Below are 20,596 nucleotides of genomic sequence, written 5' to 3'. Positions count from 1 at the left end.
ATCCCACAACCCCATGCCAGCGGCCGTAGCGTCGCGCTTAGCCCTCTTGGGGCGTCTCGGTTCCCTGTCGCGTGGTGCGCCGCGTGAGCACTTGGCGGCGCATGAAGGCGATGATGAAGAGCACAGTAAGAATCAAAACAATGGTCGGTGCCGGTGCGCTATCGAGGAAGAAACTCAGATACGTGCCTGCGAGCATCGAGGACATACAGACCACGACTGCCACCCAGAGCATGGTCGAGAACTTGCGCACGAGCAGGAAGGCAATCGCGCCGGGCGCGATCAGGAGACCGATGGCGAGGATAAGTCCGACCGCGGAGAGAGTCGCGACAATGGTTAGGGACAGCGCAGCAAGCATGCCGTAGTGCAACCAATGGACCCAGAGACCGGAGGCCTGTGCCTGAGCCGGGTCGAAGCTATGCAGGAGCCAGTCCTTCCACTTCACCACCAGGATAAGGCCGACCGCGAGCGAGATCAGCCCGGCGGTCCAGAGATCGCCCGATCCGACACCTAGCATATTGCCAAAGAGGATATGATCGAGATGCGCATTGGTTTCGACCGAGACGAACAGAACGATGCCGATCCCGAACATGCCGGAAAAGACGACGCCCATCACGGTATCCTGTTTGATCCGGCTATTGCCCGCGAGGTAACCGGTCGCGACCGCGGTGAACATTCCGGCGGCAAAGGCGCCAACAATGAGCGGAATACCAAGTATATAGGCAAGGACGATGCCCGGCAGGACCGCGTGGCTCACTGCGTCGCCCATCAGTGCCCAGCCCTTGAGGACGAGGAAGCAGGACAGGAGCGCCGTTGGGATCGCCACGATCATCGAGATCAGGAAAGCGTTCTGCATAAAGGGAAATTTGAACGGCATGAGCGCCATGGCGAGATCGTATTCCATCACGATGCCTCCTGAGTGGTGTTCGGTCCACTGCGTAGCGCCTGTTCGGCCTTGCGTCGCGCGGCAAGGAGACCGTGCTTGGGAGCGAAGACGAAGGACGCAAGGAAGATCAGCGTCTGCAAGGTGACAATAATGCCCCCTGTCGCGCCATCGAGGAAGTAACTGATATAGGCGCCGAAGAAGCTTGTCAGGGTGCCGATCAAGACCGACAGGACGATCAAGCGCGGGAAGCGGTCACAGAAGAGATAGGCGGTCGCGCCCGGTGTGACGACCATCGCAATCACGAGAAAAGCGCCGACCGTTTGCATTGCCGCAACGACGCAGGCCGACAAGAGAATAAAAAATATGGCCTTGAGCAGCCCCGGACGTAAGCCAATCGCGCGCGCATGGCTTTCATCAAAGAACGTCACCATGAGGTCTTTCCATTTGGCCAAAAGCACAGCGAGGGAGACAAACCCGATCACCGCGAGCTGCAGGGTATCTTCTGGAGTGATGGCCAGGATATTGCCCATAGTGATCGTCTGAATTGAGATCGACATTGGGTTGATGGAGACAATGAAGAGACCAAGGCCAAAAAAGGACGTGAAGATCAGCCCGATGATCACGTCAACCTTGAGGCCCGAGCGCTCCGTGAGAAACAACATAGCCCCAGCGGCCAAACCGCCCGCGATAAACGCGCCGAGTGCGAAGGGAAGTCCGAGCATATAGGCCCCGGCCACCCCTGGCACGACGGAATGCGAGAGAGCGTCGCCGATCAAGGACCAGCCCTTGAGCATGAGATAGGCCGACAAGAAGGCACAAACCCCGCCGACAAGGGCAGAGACCCACATGGCGTTGGTCATGTAGCCGTAGGAAAACGGCTCGAGCATGAGGTCAATCATGCGCCGCCCTCCGGCTCGGTCGGGCCGTCTTCCTGAGTCCGGGTCTTGTCGCCATATTGGACGAAGGGGCGTTCGTCATCGGTCAGGATTGTGACCGAGCGCGCGTCTTCATCCTCGTGCAAGTCCGTGCCGCCAAGGGTGAAGTGACGCAGGACGCCGCCGAAGGCTTCCTCAAGATTTTCGCGTGTGAAGGTGGTTTCCGTCGGACCATAGCGCAACACTGTGCCTTTGACGAAGACCGTCCGATCACAGAACTCAGGCACGGAGCCGAGGTTGTGGGTCGAAACCAGCATGACACGACCTTCGTCGCGCAGCTCGCGCAGAAGCGCAACGATCTGATCTTCTGTTTTCACATCCACGCCTGTAAACGGCTCATCAAGCAGAATTACTTGCCCGTCCTGCGCGAGCGCACGGGCAAGGAAGACGCGCTTACGTTGGCCACCGGACAACTCGCCGATCTGGCGGTGGCGGAAATCCTGCATATTGACCCGCCCCAAGGCCTGATCGACCATTGCATGGTCTTTCGCGCTCGGACGGCGCAGAAAACCCATATGCCCATAGCGCCCCATCATCACCACATCTTCCACCAACACCGGAAAGGCCCAGTCGACCTCTTCGGCTTGCGGCACATAGGCAACAAGGTTCTTGCGCAGCGCGTCACGGACGCTCATGCCGAGGATGCGGATATCGCCTTTTGCGGCAGGCACAAAACCCATGATTGCCTTGAAGAGCGTAGATTTCCCGGACCCGTTCACCCCAACAAGCGCCGTGACCGTGCCACGCGGGATTTCAAAGCTTGCGTTCCACATGGCGGTGTGGCCGTTGCGATAGGTCACCGTCACGTCACGAGCGGATATCCCTGCCGCGTGGGTGCTGTCCTCCATCGGCTCAACGGAAGCGGTCTTGGCGTCTAGCATTTGGTCGTCCTGTCTTCGTATGTGCGCGGCGCCGTTTCATTATGGTACCGGTGCCGCGCAGGAGATTTAGTTCATGGCCGCCGCAAGCCCATCCGAGACTGTGCGCGAAGTGACGGTCAGAAGGTCCAGATAGGTTGGCACAGGGCCGTCGGCCTCGCTCAGGCTATCGACATAGAGCTCACCCCCATAGGCGACACCCGTCTCGCGCGCGACCTGCTTGGCCGGGGCCGTGTTGACCGTGCTTTCGCAAAAGACCACCGGGATCTCGTTGCTGCGCACCCCGTCGATCACCGCGCGCACCTGTTGCGGCGTACCGACCTGATCGGCGTTCATCGGCCAGAGATAGAGCTCTTTCATACCGAAGTCTCGCGCCAGATAGCTGAACGCGCCTTCACAGGTGACAAGCCAGCGTTGCTGGTCGGGGATGGCGCTGACAGATTCGCGAAGCGGTTCGATCGTGGCGCGGATCTTGTCTTTGTAGGCTTTGGCATTGGCTTGGTAGAGCTCCGCGTTCTGCGGATCCTGCTCTGCGAATGCAGTCGCGATGTTGTCGACATAGATCAGCGCATTGTCGAGCCCCATCCAAGCGTGTGGGTTGGGTTTGCCCTCGTAAGAGCCTTCGGCGATCGGAATTGGGTCGACCCCGTCGCTCAGCGTCGCAGAGGGAATATCACCAAGGTTTGCAAGGAACTGTTCGAACCAGAGCTCGAGGTTCATCCCGTTCCACAGGATCAGGTCTGCATCATAGGCGCGCACGATGTCGCGCGGTGTCGGCTCATAGCCGTGGATTTCGGCGCCTGGCTTGGTGATCGAGACCACCTCCGCCGCATCGCCCGCCACGTTGGCGGCCATATCAGCGAGTACCGTGAAGGTCGTAACCACCTTCATCTTGTCTTCCGCAACTGCAATGCCAGCCGTGGCTGTCAGAGCAGCAGCGAGCGTGGCTGCCTTTAAGAGAGATTGAGACATGCGCGTTTCCTTTCAGTCGAAATATAGACGATCTTTGCGCACTGTAAATGCAAATCACTCGCAACTGTCAAGCTAAATGCGAACGATTCTCAAAAACATCCACCCACCCTCATGATTGCTGTTTACTTGAGCACGAGCGACAACGCGGATTCTTCGAGCTCTTCGAGGCTCATCGCTCCATTCGGATCATACCAGTAGGCGGTCCAGACAACCGCGCCATGCAGCAACTGACGCAGCACGGTCGGCTCGACATCGACAAGGCCCTCGACCTTGGCCTCAATAAAAACTGCGTGCCAGCGCGCGAAGTAGCGATCCCGGCGCTTCAGAAGATCCGCCTGCCCCTCAGGCGAAAGCGCGTTCCATTCATGCACGAGCACCGCCGTCGCATCGGCGCGCGGGCCATGGGTAAAGTGCAACTGATTATGAACGAGTGCGCGGATACGCGCCTCGGAGGTCTCAGCACGCCCCAAGCCTTCTTCCAACGCACGATCCATCTCGAGGATGACCTCTTCCATGACAGCAAAGAGGATCTCGTCTTTGCTCCGGAAGTGGTGAAATAGGCTCCCCGACAGAATCCCCACCTCTTCAGCCAGTTCTCGCACCGTGCAGCGGGCAAACCCATGTTGTCGGAAGAGCCGCGCAGCCGCGTCGAGAATGCGGCGCTTCGCAGCGCTTGGCGCTGCGTGCGACGTCTTTGCATTCGCCTTTGACTGCTCCGCTTTCATAGACGCATCTCCATCCTGTGCCTGTCCCTCATAGAGAGAGTTGTTTCGCAATGATCTCGTTCATGATCTCGCGCGTGCCACCACCGATCGATAGAATGCGCGCATCGCGATAGAGCCGCTCGACCAGTGTCTCGCGCATATACCCCATGCCGCCAAGGATCTGCACAGCGTCATATGTCACCTTGTCGCACATATCTGTGGCGACGTTCTTGGCCATGGAAATTTCCTTGAAGATCACCTCTCCGGCCTCCATCCGAGCGGCGCAGCGGTAGGTAAACTCGCGACTCGCTTCGAGCAACGTCGCCATATCGGCAAGCTTGTGGCGGATGGTTTGATGCGCTGTCAGGGCTGCGCCAAAGGCCTTTCGTTCTTGTGCATACGCGCGCGCCGCCTCAAAGGCGAGTTCCCCGGTCATGTTCGCCATGACAGCAAGTGTCAGGCGCTCTGATTGGAAGTTGGATGTGATGATGCGGAAGCCTTGGTTCTCTTCCCCAATGAGGTTTTCGACCGGCACGACGCAGTTCTCAAAGCTCAACTCCGCAGTGTCGGACGCCCACCAACCCATCTTGCGAAGCGGTGCGCTTGCTGAAAACCCCGGTGTCTCGCGCGGCACAAGCAGGAGGCTCACACCACCATAGCCTTCCGCGCCCGTGCGCACCGCGACCGTGTAGAAATCCGCACGACAGCCGCTCGTGATAAAGGTCTTGGCACCATTGACGACGAAAACCTCTCGCCCATTGACCATCTCGCGGTGGGCTTTGGTCTGGAGGTTGGCGACATCCGAGCCGCCGCCAGGCTCGGTGATTGCAAGGGCCGCGATCTTCTCGCCCGAGAGTACCTGTGGCACGACCTTGCGCCGCAAATCCTCTGACCCAAAGCGCACCATCGGCGGCAAGCCGATATCGAGTGACCCAAGGCTCGCGGCAAGACCACCTGACCCCGCACGCATCAACTCTTCGATCCAAGCAACCTTCTGAAACACGTCGCCACCTGAGCCACCAATGTCTTCTGGATAACCAATGCCAAGAAGACCGAGCGCACCGGCCTTTTCATATAGGTCGCGCGGAAAGTGCCCGGCCTCTTCCCAATCATCTACGTAGGGTTTCACCTCGCGTTCGACAAAGCGCCGCGCGGCATCGCGCACCATCTCGTGGGTCTCGTTGAAATAGCTCAGGGACATCGGCCATCATTCCTTTCACACAAACCCGCACCCAGCTGTGACCCAACGTCATAGAAAGATTCCCAACCAAGCGCTTGCTTGGTATACTGTTTGAACTTTACCCTGATGGCAAGATCAACCGGGAATCGCCGTTGCGTCCTGCTGGTTCCGTGGGAGGGAAAGCAATGTCAGACAAAGTCGTTATCACCTGCGCCGTCACGGGCGTCCTTACCAACCCAAAGCAACACCCGGTCCCCGTCACTCCGGAGGAAATGGCGCAGGCGTCGCGCGAGGCCTATGATGCCGGGGCCTCCGTCATTCACATGCATTTCCGCCAGCAGGAACCGGGCAAGGGGCATCTCATGTCATGGGATCCGTCTGTCGCCACCGAGATCGCAGACGCGGTGCGCGCCGCCTGCCCCGGCGTGATCCTGAATTTCACCACCGGCACCATGGATAGCGACCAAAGCGGCCCGATCGCCTGCCTCAGGGCCGCGAAACCCGAAATCGCCGCCTGCAACGCCGGGAGCCTCAACTACCTCAAAGCCAAATCCGACGGAAGCTGGGCCTGGCCGCCAATGCTCTTCCAGAACCCGGTAGAGAAGATTGAGGAGCTGCTCGCTGTAATGCGCGAAACAGGCACGCGGCCCGAGTTCGAGTGCTTCGACCTTGGGATCGTGCGCTCGGTCGAGATGTTCCGGCAAGTTGACCTTGTCGATCAGGCCGATATCAACCTCGTGATGGGCGTCGCCTCGGGCATGCCCTGCGACGCGGAGCTCCTGCCGCTCCTGCGCAAATACATGGCCAAGGACGCGCGATGGCAGGCGACATTGATCGGGCGTCAGGAAATCTGGCCTGTGCACCGCCGGGTCGCCGAGTTGGGCGGCCACCTGCGCACAGGGGTTGAGGATACCTTCTACCTCCCCGACGGGAGCCGCACCTCAGGCAATGGACCCTTGATCGAGGCGCTTGCCAAGATCGCCGAAGAGTCCGGTCGTAGCATCGCCTCACCGGACGAGGCCCGCGCCCTGTTCCTCTGAACCGTTTTCAGGAGAGACCCACATGCCGAAACTCGAGAGCCTCCTTGACCCGCATTCGCCCGAGTTCCACGCCAACGCCGAGGCGATGCAGGCTCATGTCGATCACTTCCGCGCCATAGAAGCAAAGGTCGAAGAGGCCGCCGAGGCTGCACGCCCGAGATACGAGAAACGCGGCAACCTCATGCCGCGAGACCGGCTCAATCTTCTCTTGGATTCCGGGTCTCCCTTTCTCGAGTTAAGCGCACTCGCAGGCTACAAAATGTTCGACGATAAGGATGGCACCGGCGCGGGTGCAGGCTGTATCGCGGGGATCGGTTACATATCGGGGACGCGGGCCGTTGTCATCGTCGATAACTTTGCGATCAAAGGCGGCACGATCTCTCCCGTGGGCCTGCGCAAGAAACTCCGGCTTCAGGAGATCGCGCTCGAGAACAAGCTCCCCGTGGTGACACTTGCGCAATCGGGCGGTGCGAACCTTGCTCATGCGGCGGAAATGTTCGTAGAGGGCGGACGCGCCTTTGCCAATCAAGCGCGCATGTCGGCGGCGGGTCTGCCGCAAATCACGGTCGTGCATGGCTCGGCGACGGCGGGTGGCGCATACCAACCGGGCCTCTCGGATTACATCATCATGGTGAAGCAGCAGGCAACGACCTACCTCGCCGGCCCGCCCCTCCTCAAGGCCGCGACGGGCGAGGTTGCGACGGATGAAGAGCTTGGTGGTGCAGAGATGCATACGCAGATCTCGGGCGTCGGAGACTACCTTGCCGAGGACGATGCCGACGGCATCCGCATTGCACGCGACATTCTCGCCAATCTCGGCTGGCAATCGGCGCACAACACCAACACTGGTTTCAGCGAACCGAAGTTCTCCGCCGAAGAGCTTGTTGGCGTGGTGCCCGCCGATCCGAAACAACCTTATGATTGTCGCGAGATCATTGCGCGGATCGCGGACGGCTCGGACTTCCTCGATTTCAAACCCGAATATGACGCCCAGACAATCTGTGGCCATATTCGTATCGAGGGGCAGCCCTGTGGGGTGATTGCCAACAACGGACCGATCACCGCGCCGGGCGCGGCGAAGGGTGGGCAGTTCATCCAGCTTTGTGAACAGGCGGGTATCCCAATCCTGTTCTTGCACAATATCACCGGCTTTCTCGTCGGCACCGATCCCGAGAGGAACGGCATCATCAAACATGGCTCGAAGATGATCCAAGCGGTGGCCAACGCGAAAGTACCGAAGATCTCAATCAATGTTGGCGGCTCTTATGGCGCCGGGAACTATGCTATGTGCGGTCGCGGCTTTGATCCGCGCTTCCTGTTCTCATGGCCCAATAGCCGCACCGCGGTCATGGGCGGGGCGCAGGCTGGAATGGTCCTGCGTATCGTGGCCGAGGCAAAGATGGCCAAGGCAGGCGCAGTGGACGAGGCGAAGCTCACGGCGATGGAAGCCCAAACCCGCGACATGATGGAGGCCCAGACCTCCGCGCTCGCCTCTACCGCACGAATGGAAGACGACGGCCTGATTGATCCGCGCGATACGCGGCGCATCCTGGCCTACGTTCTCGACATCTGCCGCTGCGCCGAGCGGCGGGATCTCAACGCCAATAGTTTTGGCATCGCACGGTTCTGAGGGAGGACACCATGCTCGAGTCACAGGAACAGAAAGACCTGCGCGAAACGGTCCGACGTTTTGTCGAAACTGAAATCAACCCGCATTGCGAGGCTTGGGAAAAAGAAGGCGCGATGCCGCTACACGACATCTTTGCCAAGCTTGGCGCGCTCGGCCTTCTGGGTATTTCGCGTCCCGAGGCCAATGGCGGGCTGGCGCTCGACTATAGCTTTGAGACCATCTTTGCCGAGGAGATTGGCGGCGCGCGCGCTGGTGCCATCGGCATGGCGGTGGGGGCACATACCAACATGGCCACCCCGGCGCTTGCCCTGCACGGCAGCGACGCATTGCGCGATGAGTTCCTGACGCCTGCTATCAGCGGCGAGAAGATCGCTTCGATCGCCGTTTCGGAGCCACATGCGGGATCCGATGTCGCCGCTATCAAGACCCGTGCCGAGAGCGATGGGGACGACTACATCATCAACGGCCAAAAGATGTGGATTACCAATTCGACACAGGCGGATTTCTTCTGTGTGCTCGCCAATACCGGCGATGCGGATCGGCACAGGAACAAATCCCTCATTATTGTGCCTGCCGACACGCCAGGTGTGAGCACCGGCGCAAAGCTCAAGAAACTTGGTATGCGTGGATCAGACACAGCCCCGGTGTTCTTTGACAACGTGCGCGTGCCGAAACGGTTTCGCATCGGTGAGGAAGGCATGGGCTTTACCTACCAGATGCAGCAGTTCCAGGAGGAGCGCCTCTTCGGCGCCGCGATGACGATCAAGGGGCTCGAGCTCTGTGTAAGTTCAACCATCGAGTACACGCGAGACCGCAAAGCCTTTGGACGTTCGATCCTCGACAATCAGATGGTGCATTTCCAGCTCGCAGAGATGCAGACCGAGGTCGAGGCTCTACGTGCGCTCACGTACCGTGCGACCGAGGCGTATGTTGCCGGGCAGGATGTCACGCTTCTGGCGTCGATGGCAAAGCTCAAGGCTGGGCGCCTGACGCGCACGATCCCCGATCAATGCCTGCAGTTCTGGGGCGGGATGGGATATGTTGAGGACAGTCTCGTGAACCAGCTCTACCGCGATCTGCGCATCGTGCCGATTGGCGGCGGTGCGGATGAGATCATGCAAGGCATCATCTGCAAGCTGATGGGGATCGCGCCAGGGCGCGGCTAGGATCTAGGGAGCGCAAAATGACGAGGTTCGACAAGATCCTGATCGCCAATCGCGGCGAGATCGCTATGCGGGTGATCCGCACTGCCCATGATTTAGGGTTTCGCACGGTTGCAGTCTACTCAGAGGCCGACAAGGACGCACCACATGTGCAGGCTGCCGACGAAGCGGTGCTGATTGGTGCTGCCGCGGTCGGGGAGAGCTATCTGAACCCCGAGGCCATCCTCGACGCGGCGCGCAGCACTGGTGCCGAGGCTGTGCATCCCGGCTACGGGTTCCTGTCTGAGAACGCGGATTTCGCGCGTGCCTGCGGCGAGGCCGGGCTGGTCTTTATTGGCCCCTCCCCGGAAGCCATCGCGCTCATGGGGTCGAAACGCCTCTCCAAGCTCGCAATGCTTGAGGCGGGCGTGCCCTGTGTGCCGGGCTACCAAGGCGCGGATCAATCGGATGACACGCTTCTCGAAGAAGCCGCGCGTATCGGATTTCCCTTGATGATCAAGGCCTCCGCCGGAGGAGGCGGACGCGGCATGCGGATCGTAACGGAACCGTCTCAGGTTGCCGAGAACCTTGTGGCCGCCCGCTCAGAGGCGCTTTCTGCCTTCGGTTCGGACGAGTTGATCCTCGAACGCGCCGTGCTTAGCCCCCGCCATATCGAGATTCAGGTCTTTGCCGATGCCCAAGGCAATGTCGTGCATCTTGGCGAACGCGATTGCTCTATTCAACGCCGTCACCAGAAGGTCGTCGAAGAAGCGCCCTCTCCGTTCGTCACCCCGAAGTTGCGCGCGAAAATGGGGGCGGCGGCGGTTGATGCGGCGCGAGCCTGTGACTATCGCGGCGCAGGCACGGTGGAATTCCTCGTCGATACCGAGGGCGCGTTCTACTTCCTCGAGATGAATACACGCCTCCAGGTCGAACATCCTGTCACCGAAGCGATCACCGGTCTCGACCTTGTCGAGTGGCAACTTCGTGTGGCGCAGGGAGAGACCCTGCCCCTTGCACAAGACGAGATCACCTTCTCTGGCTGGGCCATGGAAGTACGCTTGTACGCGGAAGATCCACAGAACGGGTTCTTGCCGCAGACCGGGCCTATTTTGCATTGGCAGCCTGCCGAAGGACCGGGGCTGCGGATGGATAGCGGTATCGCGACCGGTCAAGCGGTCTCATCGCACTACGACCCGATGCTTGCCAAGCTCGTGGCATCGGGCGCGACCCGCGAGGACACCCGGCGCAAGCTTGCGCGCGCGGTCGAGGAGACATCTTTGCTTGGCGTGCGGAACAACCTCGCGTTCCTAGCGAAAGTCTTGCGTCACCCGACATTCGCCGAGGGCGAAGCGACCACCGACTTCCTAGGGTCCGTCTTTACGGAGGACACCACATTGCGCGCTGTTGCGCCGGATATGGAAAGCTGTGCTTTGGCCACAGCTCTCACCCATACTTCCACAAGGGCCGCTCATCAGGACTTGCAAGATTGGCGAAACACGCCAGCCACACCTTGGCGCTATCGTTTCCGGAGCGAGACTGGAGAGGTCGCGCTAAACCTCTCAGTTGTGCGCGAGAGGGACACGCTCTCATACGAAGTGCAAAGCGATGCGGGAAAAGTCAGCCTCGACCTTGTCGAGGTGGGAGACCACCAATGTATCTATATGTTGGACGGCGTGCGCCGTAAGCGCTCGTTCGTCCTAGATGGCGATATTCTACACCTTGAGACTCCTTCTGGGGCGGTCCACTTCGAGAACATCACCCATGCCCCGAAGGCCAGCGCGCGAGCCACGGGAAGCGGGCGCCTCTTGGCCCCCATGGATGGCGCAATCGTTGCATTGCGCGCCAAACCCGGTGAGCGGGTTGCAAGGGGTCAAACCCTCGCGGTTCTTGAAGCGATGAAGATGGAACATCCCATCAAAGCAGATATCGACGGCACTCTTTCAGAGCTACCAATCCGCGAAGGAGATCAAGTCCGGATGCGCCAGCTTCTTGCGACTGTTTCACCCGACGCCACAGATTCATCGGAGTCACACGTATGACCGTTACCCTATGGCATTGTCTGGATGCCCGTTCTTTTCGACCGCTCTGGGCCTTGGAGGAAATGGAACTGGACTATGACCTTGTGGTCCTTCCTTTCCCACCGCGCGCCTTTCACAAACCCTATTTTGATGTGAATCCACTGGGCACCGTGCCATTCCTCAAGGACGGAAAAACCAGTATGACCGAGAGCGCCGCGATGTGCCAATACCTCGCAGATCGCTATGCGCCAAATCTGTCCGTTGCCTCAAATCATCCCGACTATGGCGCCTATCTCAACTGGCTACATCAAAGCGACGCAACGCTTACATTTCCGCAAGCGCTCATGCTGCGCTACGGCGTCTTTGAGCCGGACGAGCGCAAACAGCCACAGGTCGCCGGGGACTATCGGGCATGGTACCTCGCGCGGCTAAGGTGGCTCGATCAGCATATTGACGGTCGGGAATGGCTTGTCGCGGATCGCTTCACGGTCGCAGATATCGCAGTGGGCTATGCGCTTTACCTTGGAGAGTTCACCGGGGCGGCCTCAGACTATGCGCCGCAAACACGCGCCTATCTTGACCGACTGAAGGATCGCGACGGGTTCAAGCGCGCGCAATCCCGGCAAGCGGAGGCGAATACCAGCGGTGCTGGCTCAGCACTGCCGAGCCCCGGATGAGCAGATCGCCGTAGGACACACTTTTAGGCTGCTTTCGGCTGCGAACGGCAATCGCGCCCAGTACCGCCAAATCTGTAACCTTCAAAGAAAAACCGGCAGCGTGTGATAGCGCGCTGCCGGTTCAAGATCGATGTAATCGGACGAAAAACCTTAGGCCGTCTGCGGCGGGCCTGTCATGGTCAGAAGCTCTTCATACTGTTCCTCGGTCAGAGGCTCGGTAATACGTACTTCCTTCTTGAGATCGCCCAGTTCGCGCGGGATCTTGAACGCGCTTTTCTCGAGAGAGATAGAGTTCTCAATAGCTTCTTTAACTTTGGTATACATTACTTTCCTCCTGATTATCTCTTGATCGGACAAAAGGGACAGCAAACCGCGCGCCATCAAGGCACGGAACAGCCCAGCGCCCCTTAGGCCGTCTGCGACGTACCGGTCATGGTCAGCAGTTCTTTGAACTGCTCTTTCGAAAGCGGCTCAGCAATACGCCGTCCCTTCTTGAGGTCTTCAATCTCGCTCGGCCATCTTGGTCTGCTTTGGATGAGGTCTTTGGCGCTCTCAGCCGCAGCGGTCATTTTGCTATACATTTTCGCTCTCCAATGAATTATCGTTGGCACTAGTCCATCTACCCTGCCCCAACTTCCTTCATTCTCAAAGCGTTTTTGATAGTCCTGTGACCAAACTCACCTACCTTAATGCCAATCCGAAAGAAAACCCGGCTGACTATGACCGCGATTTGGGCAGGCTTGCCCTATTGGCTGCGACGACGCCCTCTTTTGGCGCCTACCGGCTGGATCAGGCCATATCGATCCTGCACGCGGCTCTAATGACGGGGCAGTATCGTATCTATCTCGATCAGAACGAGCGCCCGTCTGCAGCGTTGATCTGGGCGTTCTTGAATGACGAGATGACAGAAGAATACCTCAGTCGAGGGCGCCTGCCCAATGTTGCAGCTTGGACTTCGGGGAAAGACTTGTGGCTGCTGAGCATGATCGCGAATGGCGGCCACTACCGGCAGGTCGTTGATGATATCAAGGGCGACCTGTTTAAGGATCATGACCCGATTCACGTGCTGCGCCCCTCCCGCCACGGAGACCGTCGGGTTGTTGCCTTTGGCCATGATGGGAAGGTGCGCGTTCTTCGACGATTGCCGTCAATCCGTGAAGACGATTAAGCCGCTTAGAACTCAACTTCTATGGCGCTTCCTGCTTCCGACGCGCGCAACACGACGCTGTTTGCGACGGCCAAATCCTGTAGTCCAACACCGGTGCCATCGAAGAGCGTGATCTCCTCCGCGGACTGGCGTCCTTTTGCGGTGCCATTGATGACCGCGCCCAATTCGGTGATCGCCCTCTCTTGAAGCAGGCCGTCGCGAATGGCGTGCTGGCATTCGCCTATACTCACCGCTTGCGCGTGCTCATCTGTGAAGACGCGTGCCGCCGCAACCAATCCGGCGTCCACCTCCTGCTTGCCTTTCGTATCCGTTCCCATACACGCCACATGCGTTCCTGGTCGCACCTGTGCGTCAGAGAGGATCGGGGCGTAGGACGATGTGATCGTGATAATCACATCCGACTGCGCGCCCAGAGCGTCAAGATCAACGGCCTCGAAGGGGAGACCCATCTCTTCTGCCGCCTCAGCCAAGCGCACCAGGCGTTCAGGACTGCGGTTCCAGCCCACGACCTTCTCGAAAGGGCGTTGTTCCGCAGCGGCACGGAGTTGGAACGCGGATTGGTGTCCGGCCCCGACGATGCCGAGAACCCGAGCATCCTCGCGCGCGAGATGCGCGATCGATACAGCGGAGGCGGCTGCAGTCCGCACTGCGGTGAGGTAGTTCCCGCCGACGACCGCTTTGACGCGCCCGGTGTCGGCATCGAACAGGAAGACGGTCGATTGGTGGTTGGTCAGGCCCCTAGCCTCATTGCCCGGCCAATAGCCGCCGGACTTCAACCCAAGCGCCAGTGACGATTTATCAAAGCCAGACTTGAAGCCATAGAGAGCCTCCGCATGACCGATTGCTTCTCGGATCACGGGGAAGTTCCCAGCCTCACGCGCAGCCATTGAGGCAAAGACCTGCTCGACGGCGCGAAAGGCATCTTCACGACCGACGAAACGCGCGACATCCTTTTCTGGGACGATGATCATCAGATTCTTCCTATTGAGATTTCACAAGCCCGATTTGACAACGTGCCTTGCGGATCAATACGCCTTGCCGCGTGCGGAGACCGGCCAAAGGGTTTCGACCTTGCCGTTGCGCACACCGACATACCAATCGTGAACATTGGCGGTCGGATCGCAATGTCCCGGCACAAGACGCAGCTTGTCATTGACCTTGAGAACGCCCTGCGGATCAGAGATCACACCATGCTCATCAGAGCATTTCGCATACGTCACGTCCTCACGTCCAAAGATGACAGGAAGTCCGCTATCGACAGATTGCGCCTTGAGACCCGCATCGCAGATCGCGATATCGGCTTTGGCATGGCTCATGACCGAGGTCAGAATGAAGAAGGCATTTTCCCATTCACCTTGATCGATGCGGTTGCCTTCTGCATCAAGGATCCGCCCGTAGTCTGCATCCATGAACGCGTAAGAACCGCATTGAAGCTCGTTATAGACACCAGAGTTCGCCTCGAAATAATACGACCCTGTGCCGCCGCCAGAAACGAGTTCACAGGTGATCCCCGCGTCTCTTAGCCCCTGAACCGCATCCTTCACCATGGCGATCGCAACGTCGAGCTTGGCCTGTCGATCCGCATAGCTGTCGAGATGTTGCATTGCACCCTGATAGGCCTGAATTCCGGTGAAATCGAGGCCAGGAGCAGCTTTGATCGCCTTGGCAATCGCGACGACATCCTCGGTCGTCGTCACACCACAACGCCCCGCCCCACAGTCGATCTCGACAAGGCATTCGATTGTCGTCTGATGGGCCTGCGCTGCTTCGGAGAGGTCACCGACGTTGGCCAGATCATCGACGCATACAATGGTTCGCGCGCCAAACGTCGGGAGTCGGGCAAGACGGTCAATCTTTGCCCGATCACGCACTTGGTTTGAGACGAGGACGTCCTTAATGCCACCGCGGGCGAAGACCTCAGCTTCGCTGACCTTCTGGCAACATACACCAACCGCGCCACCGAGCCGCTCTTGAAGCTTGGCCACGTCCACAGATTTGTGCATCTTGCCGTGCACGCGATGGCGCATCCCGTGCGCCTTGGCATAGTCGCCCATTTTCTTGATGTTGCGCTCCAACGCATCGAGATCAAGGACAAGGCACGGCGTTTGAATGTCCCCCTCCGCCATACCCGGAAGAGCAGGCACATCGTAGCCAACCTCGAGGTCAGTATAGATATCTGCGGTCATGTGAAGTCTCCTTGCTGAGGCATCCAAGGCAAGCGATCAAGATCGACATTGCCACCGGTAAGAATGACACCGACACGTTTGCCGGCAAAGGTATCTGGGGTCTTCAGAACTGTCGCTAGCGGTACAGCAGAAGATGGTTCGACGACGATCTTCAGATACTTCCAGAGCAGTTTCATGGCGTCGACGATCTCCTGTTCGGAGGCTGTCGGAATCGCCGAGACATGGTTCTTGACGAAATGCCATGTCAGGTCTTTCAGGGGCACCTTGAGACCATCAGCCACGGTCTCTGGTGCATCGTCAGCGATGATATGCCCCGCAGCGAAGCTACGTGCAGCATCGTCTGCCTGTGTAGGTTCGGCGGCATAAATCTCAACGTCTGGCGCAAGCGACGAAAGCGTCAGGCAGGTGCCGGAAATCATCCCACCACCTCCAATCGGCGCGACGACCGCATCAAGACCTTCTGTTTGCTCGAGTAGTTCCATCGAGCATGTCGCCTGTCCTGCAATAACGCGTGGATCGTTATAAGGATGGACAAAGTTCGCGCCGGTGTCGGCCTGCACCTCGGCAAACACGGCCTCACGCGAAGACGTCGACGGTTCGCACTCGGTGATGAGGCCACCGTATCCTCTAACCGCGTCTTTCTTCGCCTGCGGCGCAGTGCGTGGCATCACGACATGACAGGGAATGCCGCGTTGTCCTGCCGCATAGGAGAGGGACAAAGCGTGGTTGCCAGAGCTATGTGTCGCAACCCCTTTCGTAGCATCGCAATCCTTAAGGCCAAACACCGCATTGGACGCTCCGCGTACCTTGAATGCGCCCGCCTTCTGAAAGTTCTCGCATTTGAAGAACAGCTTTGCTCCGGCTGCGGCGTTTAATCTTTGCGACGTCAGAACGGGCGTGTGATGGATATAGGGCGCGATCCGCTCACGCGCGTCGAGCGCATCCTGAAAAGACGGTATCGTCATGCTTACGCTCCTTTGGACTTGCGGAAGTAGGACTGCGCAGCTGCCACGCCAGCCCCCGGCACAATTGGGACGTCGAAATCAGCCAAGGCCATTTCAGCGGTGGCAATCCCCGCAAGAGCCTGTACCTCTGTCAGTTTTCCAAGATGACCGATGCGGAACACTCGTCCCGCCACTTCGCCAAGCCCGGCACCAAAGGAAACGCCATAGGTTTCATCTGCATGGGCCACGAGCGCGTTGCCGTCGATCCCTTGGGGCAAGGCAATCGCCGTCACCGTGTCCGAGTAGAGGGCTGGGTCCGCCGCAAAGATCGGCAGTTCCCACGCCTGAACGGCGCGCCGCACCCCCTCGGCGAGACGCTTGTGTCGTGCGAAAACCTGCTCGAGCCCTTCGCTTAGCAACATCTCCGAAGACGCCTTCAGCCCGTTCAAAAGCCCAACAGCAGGGGTGTAGGGGTAACCCGCCGAAGGGTTCATCGTGAGCATATCTCTGAAATCGAAAAAGAACCGGGGCAGACGCGCGTGTTCCATTGCAGCGATCGCTTTCGGGCTCACACCGACAATCGCCAACCCGGCGGGCAGCATGAATCCTTTCTGGCTTCCGGTCACCGCCACATCGACGCCCCACTCATCCATGCGAAAATCCATGGAGGCGATGGAACTCACCCCATCCACGAGGAGCAGCGCAGGGTGTTTGGCCTCATTCAAAGCGGCCCGTAGCGAAGCGATGTCAGAGCGTACCCCGGTTGCGGTCTCATTGTGGGTTGCAAGTACGGCCTTGATCTCATGCGCGTGGTCCGCACGCAGGACATCGGCAAACGCTTCGACAGGAAGCCCCTGCCCCCAATCTGCATCGGCGCGGCGCACCTCGAGCCCGTGGCGCATGCACATGTCGATCCATTTTCGGGAAAACATGCCAAAATCGGAAGCAAGAACAACGTCGCCTGGCGACAGCGTGTTGCAGATCGCCGCCTCCCAACCGCCAGTCCCCGACGCCGGGAAGATCACGGCCTCGCCAGTCTCCGTCTTGAGCACCCGTTTAATGTTCTCCAAGACAGGAAAGAAGATATCGCGGAACAGGGTCGAGCGATGGTCCAAAGTCGGAATATCGCAAGCGCGACGGATGGCCTCGGGGATATTGGTCGGTCCGGGGATGAATATGGGGTTCTGATCTGACATGGGACAGCGGCCTTTTTGATGTTCATGCATCAGTAGCAAGCCCAGCCATCAGTCTTCAATTTTTTCGAAAAATTTTTTCGTTTTGGTAGACTCTAGGATTATTCATTTATTATCATTGCCTTGCATTTTTTCTTCTGCCGAAATAATTTTTCGAAAACATTGAGGATAGCGATCCAATGACAGATGAAACAAAAAAGCGGAACCGTGGGCGCCCACGTGCCTTCTATGAAAAGAGCGACGCGAACACGATACAATCGTTAGATCGCGCGCTGCATATTCTTGCCGCTTTGGCAGAAGAGGATGGCGCATCATTGACGGAATTGTCCGAGCGTACTGCGCAATCTCCAACGACCGCTTACCGAGTCCTGTCAACCTTCTTGCAACATGATATCGTGAGCTTTGATCAGAACTTGCAAATCTGGAACATCGGACCCGGCGCATTTCGCATTGGATCGACCTTCCTAAACCGTACCAATCTCTTCACCGCAACGCGTCCCATCATGCAACGGCTCATGAGGGAAACGGGGGAAACGGCCAACCTTGGCATCGAGCGAGACGGGCGCGTGATGTTCCTGAGCCAAGTCGAGACCCCGGAAACGATCCGCGCCTTCTTCGCGCCCGGAACTCTTAGCCTCATGCATGCATCCGGTATTGGAAAAGTGCTGTTGTCACGACTCTCGGCTGACCGGCTCGACGCAATCCTTTCGCTCCATGGGATGCCTGCCCTAACAAGCAAGACGATCGTTGAACGCGCCGCTCTCGACAAGGAGCTTTCGACGATTCAGGCGAAGGGATTTGCCGTTGATGACGAGGAAGCGAATGAGGGGATGCGTTGTATCGCAGCGCCAATCACCAATGCCTATGGTGAAGCGGTTGCAGGGCTCTCGGTTTCCGGGCCGGGATTTCGCCTGACCCGAGATCGCATTGATCAGGTTGGTGATATCGTCGCCACGCTGGCCCGAGAAGCCTCAAGCGCCTTGGGAGCATAGCATCCTGATCTGCCTGAAAGGGTGTCGCGCGCCTGTTGCCCCTTGGGCCACCAAACTCTAGAAACCGAAAACCATGCCTTTGCCGAAATTCACAATGCCATTCCTCAACCGGCATCGAAGCGTAGATGCCGCAACGCTCGGGCTTGCCGCCCTCATTGCCTGGCTGACTCTGACGCCTGTTTCAGGCCCGCCGCCGGCACTCTCACATATCGACAAGGTCTATCACCTGATTGCTTTTGGAACCTTGATCCTGCCCTGCGCGCTTTTCTCGAGGGAGCGGCTTACTTGGTTCATGGTTAGCGCCTTAATTTTCGCCGGAGCGATAGAATTGATCCAGCCCTATGTCGGACGATCTGGCGAGTGGCTTGATTTTGTCGCGGATGGCGTCGGGATTGGTCTTGGCGCCTGGGTCGGGAGAGCGATCCACCGGATCACGCGATAGCGCGGCAGGGTATCTCAGCCGAAACTATCGACGGACTCGTCTTTCCAGCCATCGAAGACGTACCGGAGAGTCGCGCTTCTGGAGACCTCACGGAAATGGCGAATAACCGCGCTTTTAATCGCGAAATATCCACACACACATAGCAATAAACAAAGAAGCGCCAACCTGTTGTCCTGCGCCGTCAAGACACCAAGACCGGCAGGGATCGCGACGAAAGGCAAGAGAATGAAGGTCGTGAGAGGGTTCGCGATCCGCTTGCTGACACCCAGTTGAGGACTCGCTTCGAGTCCGCGCATCACCACGTGATGGAAATGCAGTCTGTCAGCCTTGCTAATCGGTACACGCTTCAAGACACGTCGCTGGACTGCAGCCGTCGTATCAATGAAAGGCCAAAAGATCGTCAATAGAACGGCCCAACTCGAGACGTCCGGGTTCCGAGACAGCAACAAGACCCCGGTCCAAGCGACACTAAAGCCTAGTAGGTAGGCACCCGAGTCTCCGAGGAACACACGCCCATAGGGGAAATTCAGGAAGAACACGCCCAGCGCCGCGGACGCAATGGCCCCTGACATTGCTGCGACCTGAAAGTCCCCGACGCTGTATGCAATGGCCGCCAAAGCAAGAGCCGCAATCGACGCGACGCTGATCGCGAGACCATTCATCCCATCAACCAAGTTGAAAGAATGACAGACTGCGACAGTGGCAAGAACAGTAAAGAGAGCACCAACAGCGAAAACCTGAAGCAATTGATCGAGACCAGGCGCGAGACCTGAGTTCAGGGTCTGGCCGGTAAAGACAACCATCGTCAGACTACTCAGGATTGCCACATACAGTCTCGTCCGGGGGCTGGAATAGGATCCGATATCCTCTAGGAGACCCGCGCAAAATATAGGGATCGCCGCCACCAAGACCAGGCTAAGCAAGTTTCCATAGACCTCATAGAGCAAACAAGAGGCGACAAAGAGACCCGCCGCAACGGCAAGACCTCCGACACGTGGTGTCGGCTGCTGATGGACACTCTGGATTTCGAGATCGGCGTGCCCTTTGGCCGTGCGATGAATATGCGCGCTTCGTGTGAGGACGATCACCCCAGAGACGACCAGAGCCGCGAGAAACACGGGTAGGAATAGGGTTAAATGGGTCTCGCCAAACTCTGACATCACTATACTCTGAACCGCCTTACAAACCTGATCACTGACAATCACCCAGTGAACGAGAGCAGCTTAGCTCCTCTCAATGTCGTCTATGTGTCACCTTCGACACCCTTGGCCAAGATCACAACCCCACCTTGGATCATGAGCGTATTCCGGCCACGAGTCGGATCCGACTCAAATACATCTCAAGCGCGCACATGCTCAAGATACAGCCAAAGATTGCAAGACGCAAACATACGTCTATTCAGCACGGAGCACCAAAAACCCTGTATAGGATCTTCATACTTCGACCGAGAGACGCTGCGACGCCTCATTCCTTCCGGTTCGTGTAACTATACCTATAATTGTAGTAGTAATACTGACCACTCTTCGATTTCTTGGGATCAAAGGCGTTCAAAATTGCCCCGCTGACCTGAAGCCCTGCAACTTCAAAGGCTTGCTTCAGAGCTTCGACT

General features: G+C 58.3%; 21 protein-coding genes. 8 read left to right on the top strand and 13 right to left on the bottom strand.

What is annotated here, in order from left to right; genetic code table 11:
- Window positions 1-37 precede the first annotated feature (37 nt).
- The 6 genes from MK745_RS16750 to MK745_RS16725 all read right to left on the bottom strand — a co-directional run bounded on the left by MK745_RS16750 (window position 38) and on the right by MK745_RS16725 (window position 5,573).
- Window positions 38-901 (bottom strand): metal ABC transporter permease, encoded by an 864-nt coding sequence (locus tag MK745_RS16750; RefSeq protein ID WP_243614374.1) that lies wholly within the window; start codon window positions 899-901, stop codon window positions 38-40.
- Entirely contained in the window at window positions 901-1,782 is an 882-nt protein-coding gene (locus tag MK745_RS16745; RefSeq protein ID WP_243614373.1) for a metal ABC transporter permease, read from the bottom strand. Before MK745_RS16745 ends, MK745_RS16750 begins: the two co-directional genes overlap by 1 nt.
- Window positions 1,779-2,699 carry a manganese/iron ABC transporter ATP-binding protein gene (locus tag MK745_RS16740; protein WP_411028171.1) on the bottom strand — a complete coding sequence of 307 codons (921 nt, stop codon included), beginning with the start codon at window positions 2,697-2,699 and terminating at the stop codon, window positions 1,779-1,781. Before MK745_RS16740 ends, MK745_RS16745 begins: the two co-directional genes overlap by 4 nt.
- 66 nt (window positions 2,700-2,765) lie before the next feature.
- Entirely contained in the window at window positions 2,766-3,668 is a 903-nt protein-coding gene (locus MK745_RS16735) for a metal ABC transporter substrate-binding protein (protein WP_431978983.1), read from the bottom strand.
- A gap of 122 nt (window positions 3,669-3,790) precedes the next feature.
- The gene (locus MK745_RS16730) at window positions 3,791-4,393 is read right to left on the bottom strand and encodes a TetR/AcrR family transcriptional regulator (protein WP_243614372.1); all 603 of its coding nucleotides are present in this window, start codon (window positions 4,391-4,393) and stop codon (window positions 3,791-3,793) included.
- Between the two features lie 28 nt (window positions 4,394-4,421).
- Entirely contained in the window at window positions 4,422-5,573 is a 1,152-nt protein-coding gene (locus tag MK745_RS16725) for an acyl-CoA dehydrogenase family protein (RefSeq protein WP_243614371.1), read from the bottom strand.
- 164 nt (window positions 5,574-5,737) lie between these two features.
- Here MK745_RS16725 and MK745_RS16720 point away from each other — a divergent pair, with 164 nt between their 5' ends.
- From MK745_RS16720 to MK745_RS16700, 5 genes are read left to right on the top strand one after another with little or no spacing between them, the layout of a single operon-like run.
- Entirely contained in the window at window positions 5,738-6,592 is an 855-nt protein-coding gene (locus MK745_RS16720; protein WP_243614370.1) for a 3-keto-5-aminohexanoate cleavage protein, read from the top strand.
- A gap of 22 nt (window positions 6,593-6,614) precedes the next feature.
- Window positions 6,615-8,222 carry an acyl-CoA carboxylase subunit beta gene (locus tag MK745_RS16715; RefSeq protein WP_243614369.1) on the top strand — a complete coding sequence of 536 codons (1,608 nt, stop codon included), beginning with the start codon at window positions 6,615-6,617 and terminating at the stop codon, window positions 8,220-8,222.
- A gap of 11 nt (window positions 8,223-8,233) precedes the next feature.
- Window positions 8,234-9,388 (top strand): acyl-CoA dehydrogenase family protein, encoded by a 1,155-nt coding sequence (locus MK745_RS16710; protein ID WP_243614368.1) that lies wholly within the window; start codon window positions 8,234-8,236, stop codon window positions 9,386-9,388.
- A 17-nt stretch (window positions 9,389-9,405) separates the two neighbouring features.
- Window positions 9,406-11,406: an acetyl-CoA carboxylase biotin carboxylase subunit gene (locus MK745_RS16705; RefSeq protein ID WP_243614367.1), complete on the top strand. Its 2,001-nt coding sequence runs from the start codon at window positions 9,406-9,408 to the stop codon at window positions 11,404-11,406.
- Window positions 11,403-12,062: a glutathione S-transferase family protein gene (locus tag MK745_RS16700; protein ID WP_243614366.1), complete on the top strand. Its 660-nt coding sequence runs from the start codon at window positions 11,403-11,405 to the stop codon at window positions 12,060-12,062. Before MK745_RS16705 ends, MK745_RS16700 begins: the two co-directional genes overlap by 4 nt.
- A gap of 150 nt (window positions 12,063-12,212) precedes the next feature.
- Here the strand turns inward: MK745_RS16700 and MK745_RS16695 are convergent, their stop codons facing one another.
- Entirely contained in the window at window positions 12,213-12,386 is a 174-nt protein-coding gene (locus tag MK745_RS16695; RefSeq protein ID WP_243614365.1) for a hypothetical protein, read from the bottom strand.
- An 83-nt stretch (window positions 12,387-12,469) separates the two neighbouring features.
- The gene (locus MK745_RS16690) at window positions 12,470-12,643 is read right to left on the bottom strand and encodes a hypothetical protein (protein WP_243614364.1); all 174 of its coding nucleotides are present in this window, start codon (window positions 12,641-12,643) and stop codon (window positions 12,470-12,472) included.
- Window positions 12,644-12,729: 86 nt separating this feature from the next.
- On the opposite strand from MK745_RS16690, the gene MK745_RS16685 reads away from it, so the two are divergent.
- Window positions 12,730-13,230: a toxin-activating lysine-acyltransferase gene (locus MK745_RS16685; protein WP_243614363.1), complete on the top strand. Its 501-nt coding sequence runs from the start codon at window positions 12,730-12,732 to the stop codon at window positions 13,228-13,230.
- 5 nt (window positions 13,231-13,235) lie between these two features.
- Here the strand turns inward: MK745_RS16685 and bhcD are convergent, their stop codons facing one another.
- The 4 genes from bhcD to bhcA are packed head-to-tail and all read right to left on the bottom strand — an operon-like array spanning window position 13,236 to window position 17,556.
- Window positions 13,236-14,201, bottom strand: coding sequence for an iminosuccinate reductase BhcD (gene bhcD, locus MK745_RS16680; protein ID WP_243614362.1), 966 nt, complete (start codon window positions 14,199-14,201; stop codon window positions 13,236-13,238).
- Window positions 14,202-14,255: 54 nt separating this feature from the next.
- Complete coding sequence (bhcC, locus tag MK745_RS16675) at window positions 14,256-15,416, bottom strand: 3-hydroxy-D-aspartate aldolase BhcC (RefSeq protein WP_243614361.1); 1,161 nt, start codon at window positions 15,414-15,416, stop codon at window positions 14,256-14,258.
- Window positions 15,413-16,381: a beta-hydroxyaspartate dehydratase BhcB gene (gene bhcB, locus MK745_RS16670; RefSeq protein ID WP_243614360.1), complete on the bottom strand. Its 969-nt coding sequence runs from the start codon at window positions 16,379-16,381 to the stop codon at window positions 15,413-15,415. Before bhcB ends, bhcC begins: the two co-directional genes overlap by 4 nt.
- 2 nt (window positions 16,382-16,383) lie before the next feature.
- Entirely contained in the window at window positions 16,384-17,556 is a 1,173-nt protein-coding gene (gene bhcA, locus MK745_RS16665; RefSeq protein WP_243614359.1) for an L-aspartate--glyoxylate aminotransferase BhcA, read from the bottom strand.
- 176 nt (window positions 17,557-17,732) lie between these two features.
- On the opposite strand from bhcA, the gene bhcR reads away from it, so the two are divergent.
- Both bhcR and MK745_RS16650 read left to right on the top strand, forming a co-directional pair.
- On the top strand, window positions 17,733-18,545 hold the full coding sequence (gene bhcR, locus MK745_RS16655; RefSeq protein ID WP_279391840.1) for an HTH-type transcriptional regulator BhcR: 813 nt from the start codon (window positions 17,733-17,735) through the stop codon (window positions 18,543-18,545).
- A gap of 73 nt (window positions 18,546-18,618) precedes the next feature.
- Entirely contained in the window at window positions 18,619-18,987 is a 369-nt protein-coding gene (locus MK745_RS16650) for a VanZ family protein (protein WP_243614358.1), read from the top strand.
- 14 nt (window positions 18,988-19,001) lie between these two features.
- On the opposite strand, the gene MK745_RS16645 is transcribed toward MK745_RS16650, so the two are convergent.
- Window positions 19,002-20,147, bottom strand: a complete 1,146-nt coding sequence (locus MK745_RS16645) for an MraY family glycosyltransferase (RefSeq protein WP_243614357.1) — start codon at window positions 20,145-20,147, stop codon at window positions 19,002-19,004.
- Window positions 20,148-20,596: the final 449 nt, after the last annotated feature.

The sequence above is a fragment of the Shimia aestuarii genome, assembly GCF_022814865.1.
Taxonomy (GTDB): domain Bacteria; phylum Pseudomonadota; class Alphaproteobacteria; order Rhodobacterales; family Rhodobacteraceae; genus Shimia; species Shimia aestuarii_A.
This window is presented reverse-complemented; position numbering and strand designations above follow the sequence as displayed.

Coding starts and splice junctions, on each gene's coding strand:
- bhcB (WP_243614360.1), bottom strand. CDS start 16,381: ATGACGATACCGTCTTTTCAGGATGCGCTCGACGCGCGTGAGCGGATC.
- MK745_RS16745 (WP_243614373.1), bottom strand. CDS start 1,782: ATGATTGACCTCATGCTCGAGCCGTTTTCCTACGGCTACATGACCAAC.
- bhcR (WP_279391840.1), top strand. CDS start 17,733: ATGACAGATGAAACAAAAAAGCGGAACCGTGGGCGCCCACGTGCCTTC.
- MK745_RS16695 (WP_243614365.1), bottom strand. CDS start 12,386: ATGTATACCAAAGTTAAAGAAGCTATTGAGAACTCTATCTCTCTCGAG.
- MK745_RS16715 (WP_243614369.1), top strand. CDS start 6,615: ATGCCGAAACTCGAGAGCCTCCTTGACCCGCATTCGCCCGAGTTCCAC.
- MK745_RS16705 (WP_243614367.1), top strand. CDS start 9,406: ATGACGAGGTTCGACAAGATCCTGATCGCCAATCGCGGCGAGATCGCT.
- bhcC (WP_243614361.1), bottom strand. CDS start 15,416: ATGACCGCAGATATCTATACTGACCTCGAGGTTGGCTACGATGTGCCT.
- MK745_RS16740 (WP_411028171.1), bottom strand. CDS start 2,699: ATGCTAGACGCCAAGACCGCTTCCGTTGAGCCGATGGAGGACAGCACC.
- MK745_RS16645 (WP_243614357.1), bottom strand. CDS start 20,147: ATGTCAGAGTTTGGCGAGACCCATTTAACCCTATTCCTACCCGTGTTT.
- MK745_RS16710 (WP_243614368.1), top strand. CDS start 8,234: ATGCTCGAGTCACAGGAACAGAAAGACCTGCGCGAAACGGTCCGACGT.
- MK745_RS16690 (WP_243614364.1), bottom strand. CDS start 12,643: ATGTATAGCAAAATGACCGCTGCGGCTGAGAGCGCCAAAGACCTCATC.
- MK745_RS16700 (WP_243614366.1), top strand. CDS start 11,403: ATGACCGTTACCCTATGGCATTGTCTGGATGCCCGTTCTTTTCGACCG.
- bhcA (WP_243614359.1), bottom strand. CDS start 17,556: ATGTCAGATCAGAACCCCATATTCATCCCCGGACCGACCAATATCCCC.
- MK745_RS16725 (WP_243614371.1), bottom strand. CDS start 5,573: ATGTCCCTGAGCTATTTCAACGAGACCCACGAGATGGTGCGCGATGCC.
- MK745_RS16730 (WP_243614372.1), bottom strand. CDS start 4,393: ATGAAAGCGGAGCAGTCAAAGGCGAATGCAAAGACGTCGCACGCAGCG.
- MK745_RS16720 (WP_243614370.1), top strand. CDS start 5,738: ATGTCAGACAAAGTCGTTATCACCTGCGCCGTCACGGGCGTCCTTACC.
- MK745_RS16750 (WP_243614374.1), bottom strand. CDS start 901: ATGGAATACGATCTCGCCATGGCGCTCATGCCGTTCAAATTTCCCTTT.
- MK745_RS16735 (WP_431978983.1), bottom strand. CDS start 3,668: ATGTCTCAATCTCTCTTAAAGGCAGCCACGCTCGCTGCTGCTCTGACA.
- bhcD (WP_243614362.1), bottom strand. CDS start 14,201: ATGATCATCGTCCCAGAAAAGGATGTCGCGCGTTTCGTCGGTCGTGAA.
- MK745_RS16650 (WP_243614358.1), top strand. CDS start 18,619: ATGCCTTTGCCGAAATTCACAATGCCATTCCTCAACCGGCATCGAAGC.